Annotated in this window: 19 protein-coding genes; all 19 read left to right on the top strand. The window is 45.0% G+C overall.

Annotated elements, in window-relative coordinates:
• The first annotated feature begins 49 nt into the window (after positions 1–49).
• The 19 genes from cmk to aroH all read left to right on the top strand — a co-directional run bounded on the left by cmk (position 50) and on the right by aroH (position 16,695).
• Positions 50–727: a (d)CMP kinase gene (cmk, locus tag L7D49_RS18755; protein ID WP_238083787.1), complete on the top strand. Its 678-nt coding sequence runs from the start codon at positions 50–52 to the stop codon at positions 725–727.
• Positions 724–1,305, top strand: coding sequence for a lysophospholipid acyltransferase family protein (locus L7D49_RS18750; RefSeq protein WP_238083785.1), 582 nt, complete (start codon positions 724–726; stop codon positions 1,303–1,305). The genes cmk and L7D49_RS18750 overlap by 4 nt, the downstream gene beginning before the upstream one ends.
• Before the next feature lie 80 nt (positions 1,306–1,385).
• On the top strand, positions 1,386–2,525 hold the full coding sequence (rpsA, locus tag L7D49_RS18745; RefSeq protein WP_238083782.1) for a 30S ribosomal protein S1: 1,140 nt from the start codon (positions 1,386–1,388) through the stop codon (positions 2,523–2,525).
• Positions 2,526–2,650: 125 nt separating this feature from the next.
• A complete protein-coding gene (gene der, locus L7D49_RS18740) occupies positions 2,651–3,961 on the top strand; it encodes a ribosome biogenesis GTPase Der (RefSeq protein ID WP_238083780.1) in 1,311 nt (436 codons plus the stop codon).
• A gap of 29 nt (positions 3,962–3,990) precedes the next feature.
• On the top strand, positions 3,991–5,007 hold the full coding sequence (locus L7D49_RS18735) for an NAD(P)H-dependent glycerol-3-phosphate dehydrogenase (protein WP_238083778.1): 1,017 nt from the start codon (positions 3,991–3,993) through the stop codon (positions 5,005–5,007).
• A gap of 59 nt (positions 5,008–5,066) precedes the next feature.
• On the top strand, positions 5,067–5,273 hold the full coding sequence (locus L7D49_RS18730; protein ID WP_238083776.1) for a DUF2768 domain-containing protein: 207 nt from the start codon (positions 5,067–5,069) through the stop codon (positions 5,271–5,273).
• The gene (locus tag L7D49_RS18725; RefSeq protein WP_238083774.1) at positions 5,270–5,992 is read left to right on the top strand and encodes a hypothetical protein; all 723 of its coding nucleotides are present in this window, start codon (positions 5,270–5,272) and stop codon (positions 5,990–5,992) included. Before L7D49_RS18730 ends, L7D49_RS18725 begins: the two co-directional genes overlap by 4 nt.
• An 82-nt stretch (positions 5,993–6,074) precedes the next feature.
• Positions 6,075–7,553, top strand: coding sequence for a stage IV sporulation protein A (gene spoIVA / locus L7D49_RS18720; protein ID WP_238083772.1), 1,479 nt, complete (start codon positions 6,075–6,077; stop codon positions 7,551–7,553).
• 330 nt (positions 7,554–7,883) lie between these two features.
• A complete protein-coding gene (locus L7D49_RS18715; RefSeq protein WP_184206482.1) occupies positions 7,884–8,156 on the top strand; it encodes an HU family DNA-binding protein in 273 nt (90 codons plus the stop codon).
• Positions 8,157–8,332: 176 nt separating this feature from the next.
• Positions 8,333–8,902, top strand: a complete 570-nt coding sequence (folE, locus tag L7D49_RS18710) for a GTP cyclohydrolase I FolE (RefSeq protein ID WP_238083770.1) — start codon at positions 8,333–8,335, stop codon at positions 8,900–8,902.
• Between the two features lie 63 nt (positions 8,903–8,965).
• Positions 8,966–9,187 carry a trp RNA-binding attenuation protein MtrB gene (gene mtrB / locus L7D49_RS18705; protein ID WP_238083768.1) on the top strand — a complete coding sequence of 74 codons (222 nt, stop codon included), beginning with the start codon at positions 8,966–8,968 and terminating at the stop codon, positions 9,185–9,187.
• 48 nt (positions 9,188–9,235) lie between these two features.
• A complete protein-coding gene (locus L7D49_RS18700) occupies positions 9,236–9,979 on the top strand; it encodes a heptaprenyl diphosphate synthase component 1 (RefSeq protein WP_238083766.1) in 744 nt (247 codons plus the stop codon).
• Positions 9,980–9,986: 7 nt separating this feature from the next.
• On the top strand, positions 9,987–10,682 hold the full coding sequence (locus L7D49_RS18695; RefSeq protein WP_238083763.1) for a demethylmenaquinone methyltransferase: 696 nt from the start codon (positions 9,987–9,989) through the stop codon (positions 10,680–10,682).
• 23 nt (positions 10,683–10,705) lie between these two features.
• The gene (locus L7D49_RS18690) at positions 10,706–11,680 is read left to right on the top strand and encodes a polyprenyl synthetase family protein (protein ID WP_238083761.1); all 975 of its coding nucleotides are present in this window, start codon (positions 10,706–10,708) and stop codon (positions 11,678–11,680) included.
• 87 nt (positions 11,681–11,767) lie between these two features.
• Complete coding sequence (gene ndk / locus L7D49_RS18685; protein ID WP_238083759.1) at positions 11,768–12,214, top strand: nucleoside-diphosphate kinase; 447 nt, start codon at positions 11,768–11,770, stop codon at positions 12,212–12,214.
• A gap of 896 nt (positions 12,215–13,110) precedes the next feature.
• Complete coding sequence (locus tag L7D49_RS18680; protein ID WP_272493185.1) at positions 13,111–13,881, top strand: CheR family methyltransferase; 771 nt, start codon at positions 13,111–13,113, stop codon at positions 13,879–13,881.
• Between the two features lie 163 nt (positions 13,882–14,044).
• Entirely contained in the window at positions 14,045–15,226 is a 1,182-nt protein-coding gene (gene aroC, locus L7D49_RS18675) for a chorismate synthase (protein ID WP_238083755.1), read from the top strand.
• A 1-nt stretch (position 15,227) separates the two neighbouring features.
• On the top strand, positions 15,228–16,337 hold the full coding sequence (gene aroB, locus L7D49_RS18670; protein ID WP_238083753.1) for a 3-dehydroquinate synthase: 1,110 nt from the start codon (positions 15,228–15,230) through the stop codon (positions 16,335–16,337).
• Entirely contained in the window at positions 16,327–16,695 is a 369-nt protein-coding gene (gene aroH, locus L7D49_RS18665; RefSeq protein ID WP_238083751.1) for a chorismate mutase, read from the top strand. The genes aroB and aroH overlap by 11 nt, the downstream gene beginning before the upstream one ends.
• The last annotated feature ends 12 nt before the right edge of the window (positions 16,696–16,707 follow it).

Below are 16,707 nucleotides of genomic sequence, written 5' to 3'. Positions count from 1 at the left end.
CACTTCGTTATGTTACAATGTTTTCGAATTGAATTCGGGGGTAGAAGATATGTCAAAAGGGATAAAGATTGCAATTGACGGACCTGCAGCTGCAGGGAAGAGTACAATTGCCAAACGCATAGCAGAAAAAATGAATTTTACGTACATTGACACGGGTGCCATGTACCGTGCATTAACACATAAAGCACTTGTCAATGACATAAATATTACTAGCGATCAAGAACTGACTTCACTTTTGGAGCAGACGGAAATTCGCCTTCAGCCATCTCCTGCTGGCCAGATCGTTTTTATCGACGGCTTGGATTGCACAGAGGAAATTCGTTCCCCTCGGGTCACAGCGAATGTATCAGAAGTAGCTGCACACGAAAATGTCCGCCATCTGATGGTCGATAAACAGCGAAACCTCGCCCTTGCAACAGGAGTTGTCATGGATGGACGGGATATCGGAACAGCCGTGTTGCCCGATGCCGAACTGAAAGTATTCATGACAGCATCTGTAGAGGAACGTGCTTTACGTCGCCATCTGGAAGACGAGAAACGTGGAATCCATACACCAGTTGAACAATTGAAGGCGCAGATTGCCGAACGGGACAGGGCTGATAGCGAGCGAAAAGTCTCCCCGCTCAAAAAGGCAGAAAACGCCGTCGTTATTGATACAACTTCTATGACAATCGATGAAGTTGTAGAAGAGATCATCGGGCTTGCTGAAAAGAGGATGAAGAAATGAACTTATATCCTTTAGGCAAATTTCTCGTTAGTACGATCTTTTTCCCTTTATACCGTATCCAAGTGATCGGTAAAGAAAATTTTCCAGACGAGGGCGGGGTGTTGCTTTGCGCGAATCATATAGATAATTTTGATCCGCCGGTTGTGGGTATCACTTGTCCTCGCACCGTTCACTTTATGGCGAAGGAAGAATTATTTAAGGTCCCTGTCTTAAAAAGTATTCTTCCAAGCGTGAATGCGTATCCAGTCAAAAGAGGAATGAGTGATCGGGAAGCGTTTCGGACGACATTGAAGTTATTGAAAGAAGGGAAAGTCGTCGGTCTGTTTCCGGAAGGTACGAGAAGCAAGACAGGTGAACTTGGCAAAGGGCTAGCAGGCGCCGGCTTCTTCGCATTAAAAGGTAATGCAGTGGTCGTCCCTTGCGCTATCGCAGGATCGTACAAGCCGTTTAAACGTTTGAAGGTTATTTATGGAAAGCCGCTCGATATGACCGAATACCGGGAAAGAAAAGCGTCTGCCGATGAAGTGACAGAAGTGATCATGGATGCGATTCGGCAATTGCTCGAAAAAAATAAATAAAATGGCAAGGGTAATTTTTTGTTTTTACTCACCGATTCGAATAATATAGAAGTAGGATTCATTATGGAGGAGGACTACATATGACTGAAGAGATGAATTTGGATGCAATGAACGGATACAAAGAGGGTGACCGTGTCACTGGCAAGGTGACAAAGATCGAAGATAAATCCGTAACTGTAGAAATTTCAGGCGCTCCATTTGATGGCGTCATTCCGATCAGCGAGTTGTCCAGTCTTCATATCGAAAAAGCGGGAGATGCTGTTTCGGTTGGGGATGAACTTGAACTCATCATCACGAAAGTGGAAGAGGATAACTATGTACTTTCCAAGCGTAAAGTAGATGCGGAAGATGCATGGGGAGATCTTGAGGAAAAATTCAACAACAATGAAACAATCGAAACAGAAGTGAAAGATGTCGTCAAAGGCGGTTTGGTTGTCGACCTTGGTGTCAGAGGATTCATTCCTGCTTCCTTGGTGGAGGATCACTTCGTTGAGACATTTGACGATTATAAAGGGCGCACGATGACGTTTAAAATTGTTGAAATGGATAAGGAAAAGAACCGTTTGATCCTATCCCATCGCGCAGTTCTTCAAGAAGAAAAGTCTCAGAAAAAAGAGGAAGTGCTCGATGACCTGAAAGAAGGAGACGTGCTGGAAGGAACAGTTCAGCGAATCGCCTCATTCGGAGCATTCGTCGATATCGGCGGTGTGGATGGATTGGTCCATATCTCACAACTATCACATGAGCATATTGAAAAAGTATCCGATGTATTGAAAGAGGGCGACAAAGTGAAGGTCAAGGTCCTTTCTGTGGACCGTGATTCAGAGCGGATTTCCTTGTCCATCAAGGACACGCTGCCTGGCCCTTGGGAAGATATTGAGGAGAAGGCTCCAGTTGGCACCGTATTTGAAGGTACAGTGAAGCGTCTCGTTTCCTATGGTGCGTTTGTAGAAGTACTGCCTGGCGTCGAAGGCCTTGTCCATATTTCCCGTATTGCACACGAGCATATCGGTACACCGCATGAAGTGCTGGAAGAAGGCCAAAAGGTGAAAGTGAAAGTCCTCGATGTAAACGCAGATGAGAAACGCCTCTCCTTAAGCATTAAAGATTTAATTGAAAAGGAAGAGGAAGAATCATATGGCGATTATGAAATGAAAGAGGAAACAGGCTTCTCCTTAAGTGATGTCATCGGTGATCAACTGAAGAAATTCTCAGAATAACGAATGGAAATCTCATTTGGACACAAAATGTGAATAACATTCTGGATGATGATGGTGCTTTTATAGGCATCATCATCTTTTTTCTGTATAATGTCTAGAGATAGAGTCGGAAGGATGTTTTAATTATGACGAAACCAACAGTGGCGATTGTCGGCAGACCAAATGTCGGGAAATCGACAATCTTCAATCGGATAGTGGGAGAGCGGATATCAATCGTGGAAGACGTGTCTGGCGTGACACGCGACCGTATCTACAGCTCTGCAGACTGGTTGGCACATGAATTTAATTTAATTGATACAGGCGGCATCGATATCGGCGATGAACCGTTCTTAGAGCAAATTCGCCTGCAAGCGGAAATTGCGATTGACGAGGCAGATGTCATCATTTTCCTTACAAATGGACGCGACGGCGTAACAGATGCGGACGAACAAGTCGCTAAAATGTTATATAAGACGAAAAAACCTATTGTATTGGCTGTCAATAAAATCGACAATCCAGATATGCGGGAAATGATCTATGATTTCTATTCGTTAGGCTTTGGTGATCCATATCCGATTTCGGGTTCTCATGGGATCGGTCTTGGGGATTTGCTTGACGCTGTTGCAGCCAGCTTCCCAGATCCATCGGAAGAGCAGGAGGACGATGATGTCATTCGCTTCTCGCTGATTGGGCGGCCGAATGTTGGCAAATCCTCCCTTGTCAACGCATTGCTCGGAGAAGAACGGGTCATTGTCAGTGATGTGGCAGGAACAACCCGTGATGCCATCGATACTTCGTATGAATATGAGGGACAGAAGTATAAGATTATCGATACGGCAGGCATGCGTAAAAAAGGTAAAGTGTACGAGAGCACAGAGAAATACAGTGTATTGCGTGCTTTAAAGGCGATTGACCGATCGGATGTCGTCCTGATCGTCTTGAATGGCGAGGAAGGATTGCGTGAACAGGACAAGCGTATTGCAGGCTATGCCGAAGAAGCGGGCAAAGGTGTTATGTTTGTCGTGAACAAATGGGATGCGGTCGAGAAAGACGAAAAGACAATGAACCGTTTCACGGAGGATATCCGAAAAGAGTTCCAATTTCTTGAGTACGCGCCAGTTGCATATGTATCAGCTAAAACGAAGCAGCGTGTCCGCACTTTGTTCGATACGATCAAATTGATTAGTGAAAATCATGCACTTCGTATCCAATCCAGCGTACTCAATGAGGTAATAGAGGATGCTGTTGCCAGGAATCCTGCTCCATCCGACAAAGGACGCAGACTGCGTATTTACTATGTGACACAAGTGGCGGTCAAGCCTCCCGCCTTTGTCGTTTTTGTTAACGAACCCGAATTGATGCATTTTTCATATGAACGATTTTTACAAAATAGGCTTCGGGAAGCATTCGGATTCGAGGGTACTCCGATCCGGTTGATTACAAGAGCACGAAGCTAATGGTTCATATGGTTGAGAGGATGGTTTGAATGGAAAAAGTTTCTGTAATCGGTGCGGGCAGCTGGGGAACTGCGCTGGCTTTTGTCTTAGCCGATAATGGACATGATTGTTTAATCTGGGCAAGAAGAGAAGAGCAGGCATCTGAAATTAATGAGCGCCACACAAATGAGCGCTATGTGCCTGGCATTTCTCTGCCCACAGCATTGCAGGCGACTTCAGATTTGAAAAAAGCGGTCCGCCATGCAGAAATTCTGATTATTGCAGTGCCGACAAAAGGGATACGCGGAATCTGTGAGGAAATTAATGGCATGGTGGAACAACCTAAATTGTTTGTTCATGTTTCAAAAGGCATTGAGCCGAACTCCTTAAAGCGTATTTCCGAGATGCTTGAAGAAGAAATCAATCCTGAAAATCGGCAGGCGATTGTTGTTTTATCCGGACCAAGCCATGCGGAAGAAGTGGTCTTGCGCCACCCGACGACAGTCACTGCGGCCTCAGATAATCTGGAAGCTGCGGAAAAAGTACAAGACCTTTTCATGAATCATCATTTCAGGGTCTATACAAATAATGATATGCTCGGTGTCGAGCTTGGAGCCGCTTTGAAAAATGTCATCGCTTTGGCTGCAGGGATCACTGATGGCTTAGGCTATGGGGACAACGCAAAGGCGGCGCTCATAACAAGAGGGCTGGCAGAAATCACGCGCCTTGGTGTCAAGATGGGGGCCAATCCTTTGACGTTCTCTGGCTTGACAGGGCTTGGCGATTTAATTGTCACCTGTACGAGCGTGCATTCACGAAATTGGAAAGCCGGTCATATGCTCGGCGAAGGCAAGACACTTGAGGAAGTCACTTCTGGTATGGGAATGGTTATCGAAGGAGTGCGCACGACGAAAGCGGCACATCAGCTGGCGCAGCAAATGGACGTTTCCATGCCGTTGACGGAAGCCTTATATACAGTGCTGTTTGAAGATACTCCGGCTAAAGAAGCGGTTGATAAACTGATGAACCGGATGAAAAAACAAGAAATTGAAGACATTTTCGGGTGAAGCTCGGATGTCGCAATAATTGGGGAAATAGATTTTACTGGATGAAAGGATGAATCACCTTGTCCTCACTGGATAAAATGTGGCTGTCGTTCTATGCAATGGGTTTCATGGCCATTTCCATGGGTCTCATTTTTGTAAGCCGTCATAAGCTTTCCAATCGGCTGCTGAAGTTTTTATTTGCAATTGTAGCGTATGCTTTACTGATCTTCTCATTTTTCGCAATGATTTATCTCGTGTTCAGCGGTCCTACCGGAGGTGCGCGATGAAGAATTTATCAAAAGGGATTCTATTGACAGCAATCGTTACAGTTACTGTACTATTATCAGGCTGTATGTATCCTGGAGATGAAAAGGCCGCCAAAGAGAATCCGTACGAGGAGCAGCTGCAGTCTGTCCAAAAAGCGGTAGAATCCTATCAGAATAATAATGGTGGATTATTGCCAATTAAGACACGTGAGCAAGAAACAGATCTCTACATCAAGTATCCTGTTGAATTTTCGAAGCTGGCTCCCGCTTATATGGAGAAAATTCCATCCAATGCCTATGAGGTTGGAGGCATCTATCAATATGTGCTGACGGATGTGGAAGAGAATCCTACCGTGAAATTGGTTGATTTACGAGTAGCGGAACGAATCCGTGAATTGAATTTACGAAAACAGATTTTAGGTAAAATTTTTTTCAAAGATGAAGTAGGAGAATTTGTATTCGAAATCGATTATGAAAAGATGGGCTACGATGAGCCGATTCAAATTCCAAGCCCATACTCCGATGCGCAATTACCTCTCGTTGTCGGAGGGGATGGCAACTTTTATATCGACTATTCCATCGACTTAGGACGTATTATTGAAAATGAAAAACCGGATGTCAAACCAGGCGAAGATATTCGTCATTTGTTATCCGACCATTATCCAATATTGCCTGCCTACTCGCTTCCATACACGGTGAATGAAGAGAATCAAGTCATCTTTTTGCGCAAAAAAAAATAGGTTGATAAAACGTTTCGTGCTTTTAGCATGAAACGTTTTTCTTTTACATAAACTAGAATGCGCAAAAAAAGGAGGGCTACGTATGAAAGAGGAGTTGTATGAAAATCTGGCTAGACGTACGGATGGGGATATCTATATAGGAGTGGTCGGCCCTGTTCGTGTGGGGAAATCGACGTTTGTGAAAAGGGTGATGGAAGAAGTCGTCATACCGAACATGCTCGATGCGGGTGATCGTGCGAGAGCACAGGATGAGTTGCCACAAAGCTCTCCTGGCCCTATTATTATGACATCAGAGCCGAAATTCGTTCCTGCCCAGGGAACAGCCGTGTCAATCGGGGATGGAGAACTGACATTTCAAGTGAGGTTAGCAGATTGTGTCGGCTATGTCATTGATGGCGTAAGAGGGTATGAGGATGAAGATGGGCCTAAATACGTCCATACCCCATGGCATAATGAGCCGATTCCATTTGAGGAAGCTGCGCGGATCGGTACGGATAAAGTAATACGTGATCATTCAACAATCGGCATTTTGGTGACAACGGATGGGACAGTCAATAATATTCCCAGAGCTGCGGCAGAGGTCGCAGAAGAAGAGATTGTTGCGAAGCTAAAGGATATCGGAAAACCATTCGTCATTGTATTGAATTCTAAAATGCCTGCACATGACCGGACGGTCGCTCTAAAAGAGCAATTAATTGAACGTCATGGCGTTCCTGTTATTGCAATTAGTGCAGATCAGCTAAATGCCCAGGAGATTCAGCTGATTTTAAAGGAAGCGCTGTTCGAGTTCCCAATTACGCATATTGATTTACAAAAGCCGGATTGGATGGATGTGCTCGGTGCAGACCATGAGCTGAATTCCTCTATTGATAATGTGATCAATGAAGGGTTCCTAGAAGTATCGAAGATTCGTAAAGTACAAGAACTGGCGGAACGGCTGAAAGATGAAAAATATGTGCGGCATGCGGAAGTGGTTGAAGTCGACGCAGGCAAAGGGCGGGCCACTGTTAACATTGAAATGGACGAACAGGCATTCCAAGAAGTTTGCGAATCAATTATGCAGCGTGAAATGAGAACGAAAAAGGATTGGCTTGTCTTCGTGCAGGATGCAGTGAAAGCAAAAAAATCTTACGATATGTATGCAGAGGCAATCGAGACAGCCAAACAGACAGGATATGGTGTTGCGCTACCAACCATTGCCGACTTCCAGCCGTCTCCACCGGAATTGATCAAACAGGATAATTTCTATGGGGTACGGATGAGAGCATCCGCGCCTTCGCTCCATATTATCCGTATAGATATGGACGCTGAGTTCTCCCCGTTAATTGGATCTGAGTTCCATAGCCATCATTTGCTCAAGGAACTGAAGAACGCCTATTTGCACGACCGGGATGCCCTGTGGCAAACACAGTTATTTGGAACCCCTCTCCATGAGGTAATGAAGGAAAGCATCCGATTCAAAACTTCCTCAGTTCCGCCTAATGCCAGAAAACGACTGCGGGAAACGATTGAGCAGATGGTCAATAATGGAAACAAGGGCATGATTACATTTATCGTCTAACATGAAGGAAAATGCTGAATACTAACGTTTTTAATTGGGAAAAACATACAAAATGATGTAAAAAGATCCGTTTCTCACGGGTCTTTTTGCTATTTTGGACAATTTATCCGAAAGTAGCGGGATCAGGCTAAGAATATTGTTGCACCGCGGTTTTTAGTATGTTACTCTTTTTACAGTGTTGAAAGAAAAGCGGAGGGCGGCGTTTTGCTGTGACAGGCGTTATATAAATTGAAGGCGCTTTATTCCGGATGTTTATTGTCAACGGACCTTTACAGTTGCCACCTGGAGCTGGACAAGCAATTACATTTCCTTTGAGAGGAGGTGAATAGAGTGAATAAGACAGAATTGATCAACTCAGTTGCTGAAACTGCAGGTTTGACGAAAAAGGATGCTACTAAGGCAGTGGAAGCTGTATTCGATACAATCCAATCGGCACTTGCAAAAGGTGATAAGGTACAATTGATCGGTTTTGGTAACTTCGAAGTGCGTGAGCGTGCAGCTCGTAAAGGCCGTAACCCACAATCTGGTGAAGAAATCGAAATCGCAGCAAGCAAAGTTCCTGCATTCAAAGCAGGTAAAGCACTTAAAGACGCTGTAAAGTGATCTTTTAGTTTACATAGGAGTCCGTTCCTTCTGCTCGTTCAGCGAGCAAAAAGGACGGGCTCCTTTTATGTGTCTGTCTTCGTATTTTCGATGAAACCCTGAACTGTACGGAAATGAGGTAGTATGCTACTATCTTTTAAGGGAAGTATTAGTTTGTGTTGAGGAGGATGCGTAGTATGAGGGAAGTGGATCACGAAAAAATAGAAAATGCTGTGACGATGATCCTGGAAGCAATCGGTGAAGATCCTTCTCGTGAAGGGCTACTGGAGACACCTAAACGGGTGGCCAAAATGTATGCCGAAGTTTTTGAAGGTCTGAATAAAGATCCGAGACAATATTTTGAAACTGTATTCCATGAAAACCATGATGAAGTCGTGTTAGTGAAAGACATTCCTTTTCACTCGATGTGCGAGCATCATCTTGTTCCGTTTTTCGGACATGCCCATATCGCATACATACCTAGAAATGGAGTTGTCGCAGGGTTAAGCAAACTGGCCCGTGCGGTAGAAACGACAGCCAGAAGACCGCAGCTCCAGGAAAGAATTACATCAACTGTGGCAAACGCTATGATGGAAATGCTGAATCCGATCGGGGTGTACGTCATTATCGAAGCGGAACATATGTGCATGACGATGCGCGGCATTAAAAAGCCGGGTGCTAAGACAGTTACGACCGTGGCAAAAGGTATTTACGAACATGATGATGTGAAAAGAGCCGAAATTCTGTCACTGATCAAATCGGTTTGACGCCTTTGCGGTACACTTTGTTTGTATGATATGATATACCTTACATGAATGGGGAGTGGTAATATGACGCAGCCTGACTTTATTATCATAAAAGCGAAAGAGGACGGTGTGAACGTCATTGGTCTGACGAGGGGGAACGATACGAAGTTTCACCATACGGAGAAACTCGACAAAGGTGAAGTGATGATTGCACAATTCACCGAACATACGTCGGCAATGAAAATTCGCGGGAAAGCCGAAATTCATTCAGCACACGGAGTTGTATCCAGTGAGGGGAAAGAGTGAATTAGACTTGACTGATTCGCACGACCGTCTATGAATGGAGATTCGAAGATGGAAAGAGCAGACATGCAATATGTAAAAGAATATGTAAACGAAGTTGAACAATCCATCTACGAACCGACTGTCTATCGACATTTTTCTGGAACGATAGTAGATGAAAAAAAAGCATTTTTCCTGTTGCTCCCTCTGTTGAACGGAGAGGCGTGGTCCAGTCATCTCCAAACATCGGCAATTGCGGTAGGAGCGGTCCATGCAGCATTTGATGTACACGATCGGATTGATGTTATGGATGCGACGCCGAAAAGCCAGCAGCTGCTCGTGCTTTCCGGAGATCATTTTAGCGGCATCTATTACCGTTTACTTGCATCACTTCCGGATTTTCCGTTTATTAGATCGTTGTCTGGTACAATCGGCCTGATTAATGAAACGAAGACGAATATGATGAAAAAACCGCCCGTCGGCTCGGATCAAGTGATCCACAAGATCGCAATCATTGAAGCGGGTTGTATAATTGATTTTTATCAACGATATGGTTTTACTGCATATATGGAAATCGCAAAATTGGTCTTGCCGCTAGTATGGATTGGAGAGCGACTAAGCGGAACAGTCGGTGTTCAGGAACGGGTAATCGGCCAAAATATACATGAGCCGGATATGGAGCGTGCCTATAGTGAATTGATTCAACGGGCAGAGCAAGCGCTGGAAAATGCATCTTTCCTCTCCATATCCTTAAAAAATAAAATAACCGAAATGATAATTCCTTTCGCTGAGCATGCCGATTCGAATAGGAGATGAATGACGAGTGACGACATCAAAGGAACAAAAAGTGCATCATGTATTTGAAAAAATTTCGGGCGAATATGACAAGATGAATTCGGTCATTAGTTTCAACCAACATAAAAAATGGCGCCAGGACATCATGGCACGCATGAATGTTGAACCGGGCTCCGCGGCTTTAGATGTTTGCTGCGGTACAGCTGACTGGACCATTGCCTTAGCAGAGGCGGCGGGTCCGAACGGACAAGTCATCGGTTTGGATTTCAGTGAAGGCATGCTGGCAAATGCCAAACCGAAAGTAGATCATTATCCAACGATCCAATTGCTGCATGGCAACGCAATGCAGCTGCCTTTTCCCGATAATACTTTCGATTATGTGACAATTGGATTCGGTTTGCGCAATGTGCCTGATTATCCAACGGTGCTGGCCGAAATGAGACGTGTGCTGAAACCCGGCGGCATGGCAGCATGCCTGGAGACGTCACAGTCCGAAATTCCGGTATACCGCCAAGTATTCCGATTTTATTTTAAAGCGATCATGCCGATGCTCGGCAAATTGTTCGCGAAAAGCTACAATGAATACTCATGGCTGCAGGAGTCGGCAGATGATTTCCCGGGCGTAAAAGAGCTTGCACAGCTATTTGTCGATGCCGGATTTAGGGAAGTTTCATATAAAAAATATAGCGGTGGTGCCGCTGCAGGACATATCGCCTATAAATAATGAGTGCAGGGAAGGTAATCGTTTTGGAGAAATTGAAGTTATTATCGCTTTATGCAGACTTCCGGAAGGATCTCGCTTATATAGAAAAGGAACTTGAGAAATCCGTCGATTCCTCTTCGCCGATTATCAGGCAAGCGTCCCTCCACCTGTTACGGGCAGGTGGCAAGCGAATCCGGCCGATTTTTGTCATCCTTGCATCCAAATTCGGCGATTACTCATTGGAGCGTGTTTCAAAAGTGGCCGTTTCACTTGAGTTGATTCATATGGCCTCGCTTGTCCATGACGATGTCATTGATAATTCCGACATGCGACGCGGTTTTGAGACGGTGAAATCTAAATGGGATAATCGGATCGCCATGTACACTGGAGATTTCATCTTTTCAAAAGCGCTCATTTCCATCGGTGAAATCGAGCATGCAGGCGTACACCGTCTGTTGGCCGAAACGATGCTGGAAATTTGCAAAGGCGAGATCATTCAAATTGATTACCAGCAAAAATTAGATCAATCATTGCGTGACTATTTGCGACGCATCAAAAGGAAAACAGCACTGCTGCTCTCCTCAAGTTGTGAATTGGGGGCGCTCGTGTCTGGTGCGGATTCTTCTCTCGTAAGGAAAATGCGCCGTTTCGGCTACTTTGCCGGGATGGCCTATCAAATCGTAGATGACATTCTGGACATCACCGCTACCGACGAGCAGCTGGGCAAACCGGCCGGAAGCGACCTGATGAACGGCCATGTCACCTTGCCGATCCTATACATAAAAGATGATCCGGATTTCAAACCATATATGCTGAAATCGTTTGACGGCTCGTTGACCGAACCTGAACGAGGCGAAATGCTTTCTTATATCCGAAATTCCGGAGCAATCGAGAAAGCGCAAGCCATCAGCGATAGGTATCTATCGAAGGCTGTAGCTGAGCTGGAAGCATTGCCAGACGGGGATGCCAAGAAAGCTTTGCTTCAAATCGCCGCCTTCATAGGAAAGAGAAATTATTGACAATTATGCTGGCAGTTGAAAGATTGTGATCGTGGTGGTACGATCAGTAAGGAGAAAATCCGATACATACACAAAGGAGTGTTATCAATGGAAAGAACATTTTTAATGGTTAAGCCTGATGGCGTACAACGTAATCTAATCGGTGAAATCGTCAGCCGTTTCGAAAAGAAAGGCTTCACATTGGTCGGCGGTAAACTTATGCAAATTTCACAAGAGCTTGCTGAACAACATTACGGAGAACACAAAGAGCGCCCATTCTTCGGCGAACTAGTTGACTTCATCACTTCTGGCCCAGTTTTCGCAATGGTATGGGAAGGCGAAAACGTCATCTCTACAGCTCGTCTTATGATGGGTGCTACAAACCCGAAAGAATCTGCACCAGGAACAGTTCGCGGCGACTTCGCAGTAACAGTCGGCAAAAACATCATCCACGGTTCTGATTCACCAGAATCTGCTGTCCGTGAAATCGGCTTGTTCTTCAAAGACGAAGAGCTAGTTTCTTACGACAAATCCATGACTAGCTGGATCAACTAATTACTCTTCTAAAACAGCCTCGCGCTTATTGCGCTATGGCTGTTTTTTTGATTACTCGATTTTGAGGCGGGCGATGGATCTAGTGTATGTGCGAGGTATATCGGGGGGTGATGGTTGTTCTATTCTGACGTTCGTTTCGCTTTATTGGCGTTCAGCCGGAGTTAATGGCGTTCAACTCGAGTTATTGGCGTTCGTCTCGCTATACTGGCGTTCAGCGGGATAGTCTGGCGTTCGTTTCGTTTAACTGGCGTTCAGCGAGATAATCTGGCGTTCATTTCGTTTAACTGGCGTTCAGCGGGATAATCTGGCGTTCGTTTCGTTTAACTGGCGTTCAGCGAGATAATCTGGCGTTCGTTTCGCTTTACTGGCGTTCAGCGAGATAATCTGGCGTTCATTTCGTTTAACTGGCGTTCAGCGAGATAATCTGGCGTTCAGCGAGATAATCTGGTGTTCGTTCCTTTAACTGGCGTTCGGTGGAAAATACTGTAACTCATTTCAATCAATCACTTATCGCCAGCCAACTCAGTTAATTAATCCTCATATTGGGATTCCATCCCTAGTGATCTCAGAGTATTTTGGCGCATCGCCAACACTATTTGGCGTCTATCCGATTTATTTGGCGCATTCCATCAGTATTTGGCGACTATCCAGATTATTTTGGCGCATTGCCAACATAATTTGGCGCCATTTCTCCTTTATTTGGCGCACACCACGGTAACCCGGAGTTTCTTTCAGCAAATAGCTGCACCCAGTTCAGCTCCCACCACCTAGCACAAATAAAACCTGTTAAAAGTTTAGACACATGCGTTAACATTTCAATAAAATAAATAATATTTGCTACATATCGGGCGTCTTTTTCGATATAATAGGTACAACTTATGAACGGAGGGTCTCAGTTGGCGGATTATGATGAGTTCATCAAGAACATCAAACGAAAGACAGGCATTGATCTGTCGTTATATAAAGAGGCGCAGATGAAGAGAAGGCTCACCTCGCTATACGAGAAGAAAGGTTTTCGGAATTTCTCCGACTATTATCAAGCCATACATACGGATCATGTGCTGCTGGATGAGTTTCTGGATCGCATGACCATCAATGTTTCTGAGTTTTATCGGAATGGGCAGAGATGGGACGTGCTGGATAAGAAGATCATTCCCATGCTCTTGCAAGATAAAAAGAAATTGAAGATTTGGAGTGCAGCTTGTTCTACCGGTGAAGAACCGTATTCGCTGGCGATGGTCATGTCCGGCCATGTTCCGCGTTCTGATATTTCCATTCTTGCAACGGATTTGGATAAAGGTGTGCTGGAACGAGCAAAAGTCGGTCTGTACTCCGATCGCTCGCTGAAAGAGGTGCCTAAACCGGTTCTGCAAAATTATTTTGTGAATGAAGGACAATATTATCAAGTCAAAGATGAAATCAAACGGACGGTCACCTTCAAACAACATAATTTATTGAATGATACATACGGCTCTGATTTTGATTTGATTGTCTGTCGAAATGTCATGATTTACTTTACGGAAGAAGCAAAGGATCAAATCTATATGAACTTTTCCAAAGCTTTGCGGCCAGGCGGCATTCTCTTTGTTGGAAGTACGGAACAAATATTCAATCCTTCGAAATACCATTTTGAATCGGAAGATACGTTTTTCTACAAGAAAATATAAAAGGTCGAAATGGCTCAGTTTCTTCAAAATATATCATCCTATCCGGACTCTTCCGGATATTTTTTTATAATAGCCTATAGTCAAAAAACCTTTCGTTTGGTAAAGTGCTATAAACGGATACTGTATCATCCAGAGATTAGATTAGCTGAGGAGGAATTTGGAAATGAGATTTTTTACTGCTGGTGAATCACATGGTCCGCAATTGACGGCCATCATTGAAGGGCTTCCTGCCCAAATGGAATTGCATGAAGAAATGATCAATAAAGAATTGAAGAGGCGGCAAGGCGGGCATGGCCGCGGCCGCAGAATGCAAATAGAAAAAGATAAAGTCGTTATCTCATCAGGCGTGCGTCATGGGAAGACGCTTGGTTCACCTGTCACATTGACGGTCGTGAATGATGACTGGAAGCATTGGACGGGCATTATGGGCATCGAGCCTTTGCCTGAAGATGTGGACCCGCGTGATATTAAACGCCGTATCACCCGGCCGCGCCCTGGCCATGCGGATCTTGTTGGCGGTATGAAATACGGACATCGGGACTTGCGGAATGTCTTGGAACGCTCATCTGCCCGTGAAACGACGATGCGCGTAGCTGTCGGAGCAGTCGCTAAACAATTTTTAAGTGAACTCGGGATACATACCGTTTCGCATGTGACTGAAATTGGTGGTGTTACTACGAATCCTGCTGCTTATGCCGGTCTTTCTGCTGATAAACTCCGTGAAATTGTTGAAAATGATCCAGTTTACTGCGCAGACCCAGCGGCTTCTATCAAGATGGTGGAAGCAATTGATTCCATTAAAGAACGCGGAGATACACTTGGCGGTGTCGTTGAGGTAATCATCGAGGGCTGTCCTCCTGGAATCGGAAGCTATGTGCAATTCGACAGGAAGTTGGATGGCAAGCTGGCCGGTGCGATGATGAGCATCAATGCGTTCAAAGGGGTCGAAATCGGTCTCGGTTTCGAAATGGCGAAAATCCCAGGAAGTGAAGTGCATGATGAAATCGCATGGAGTGAGGAAGAGGGATACTACCGAAAATCTAATCGTCTTGGCGGCTTGGAAGGCGGAATGTCCACTGGCATGCCGATCGTCATTCGTGGCGTGATGAAGCCAATTCCGACATTATATAAACCGCTTGAAAGTGTCGATATTGAAACGAAAGAGCCGTTTGTCGCGACAATTGAGCGTTCTGATCCTTGTGCAGTTCCTGCTGCATCTGTCGTAGCAGAGCATGTAATCGCAACGGAATTAGCGAAAGCGATTATGGAAGAATTCCGTTCATTCACAATGGAAGGGCTCAAGAAAGAGCTGGACGAGTACAGAGAATATGTAAAGGGGTTTTAATATGGGGAAATTAACAGTTAAAATTCCTGGACATCTATATGACGTTCATATTAGTGAGCAAGCCTATGATCTGTTAGCTACGACATATGCCGATCAACTGAAAAAAGCGGATCAGATCGGCATCATTGCCGATGAAAAAGTGGCGGGCCTTCACTTGCAGAAATTAACAGCCGCCATTCATTCTTTAGGAGTGAACCCCGTCGTCAAGATTATTCCGGAAGGGGAGGCGAGCAAAACGCCGGCTGTCTTTTTTGATTGCCATAGCTTCTTGCTCCAAAATCACTTTACCCGGAATTCTCTGCTGATTGCGTTTGGCGGAGGGGCTTGCGGAGATTTGACTGGTTTTGTCGCTGCCACTTTCATGCGTGGTATTGCTTATATTCAATGTCCAACAACCATTTTGGCGCATGACAGTGCGGTTGGAGGGAAGACGGCCATCAATATGCCGGAAGGAAAGAACATGGTTGGGTCATTCCACCAGCCGGCAGCCGTCTTGTTCCACACACCGATTTTGCAAACATTGCCTGCAAGGGAAATCCGTTCGGGCATGGCGGAATTGCTCAAGCACGCCCTCATTTCTAATGCTTCGTGGTCGGAAGAGCTTCTGGAGAACCCACAGTTTGTTTCCCCTTCGGCAGAATGGCTTTCTGTTGAATTGATGAAAGGGATCGAAGTGAAAGCAAACATTGTGGAGGAAGACCAGTTTGAGCATTCAACGAGAAAGTTTTTGAACTTCGGCCATACATTCGGCCATGGCGTGGAGGCAGTTTGCGGCTTCGGCGGGCTGAGCCACGGGGAATGTGTCATGATCGGCATGGCGTACAGTCTAATCCTTAGCGAGCGTCATGGGTTACAGCCGGCTGGCATGGCGGATCGTCTGATCGAATTTGCACAACGTAACGGTTACACGTTCGAACCAATCCATCAGCATCCTTTTACACAATTCATGGACTATATGGCGAAAGATAAAAAAGCAACATACGGTCAGTTGAACTTCGTACTTCTTCAGGAAATTGGCAAACCGTATGTAAAACCTATTGCAGCAGAAGAATGCGAGTTGGTATTTGAAGAGTTGAAGAATAGAACGGGGGCAGGCAGGAATGACAGTTAGAGGAGTCAGAGGAGCTACAACAGTTCATTGCGATGATATAAATGCGATATTAAAAGAGACAGAAGCACTTGCTCTAGAAATGGCGAATGCGAATCAGTTCCCACCGGAAGATATTGTATCCGTCATTGTTTCCACGACGCCAGATATAAAATCCGTATTTCCGGCAAAGGCGATACGATCGATCGATGGATGGAAATACGTCCCTGTCATGTGTACGCATGAAATGGACGTGCCAGGCTCTATGCCGCAATGTATCAGAATATTGATGAATGTCAATTTGGAAACACCTCAAAAAGACATCCGGCATATTTATCATAATGATGCAATTAAGCTTCGTCCGGATTTACAGACGAATTAACTGGAGGGATAC

It is taken from the genome of Sporosarcina cyprini (assembly GCF_022048975.1).
In the GTDB taxonomy this organism is placed as follows: domain Bacteria; phylum Bacillota; class Bacilli; order Bacillales_A; family Planococcaceae; genus Sporosarcina; species Sporosarcina cyprini.
Note: the sequence above shows the minus strand (reverse complement) of the source record. Positions and strands in the feature narration are given on the sequence as shown.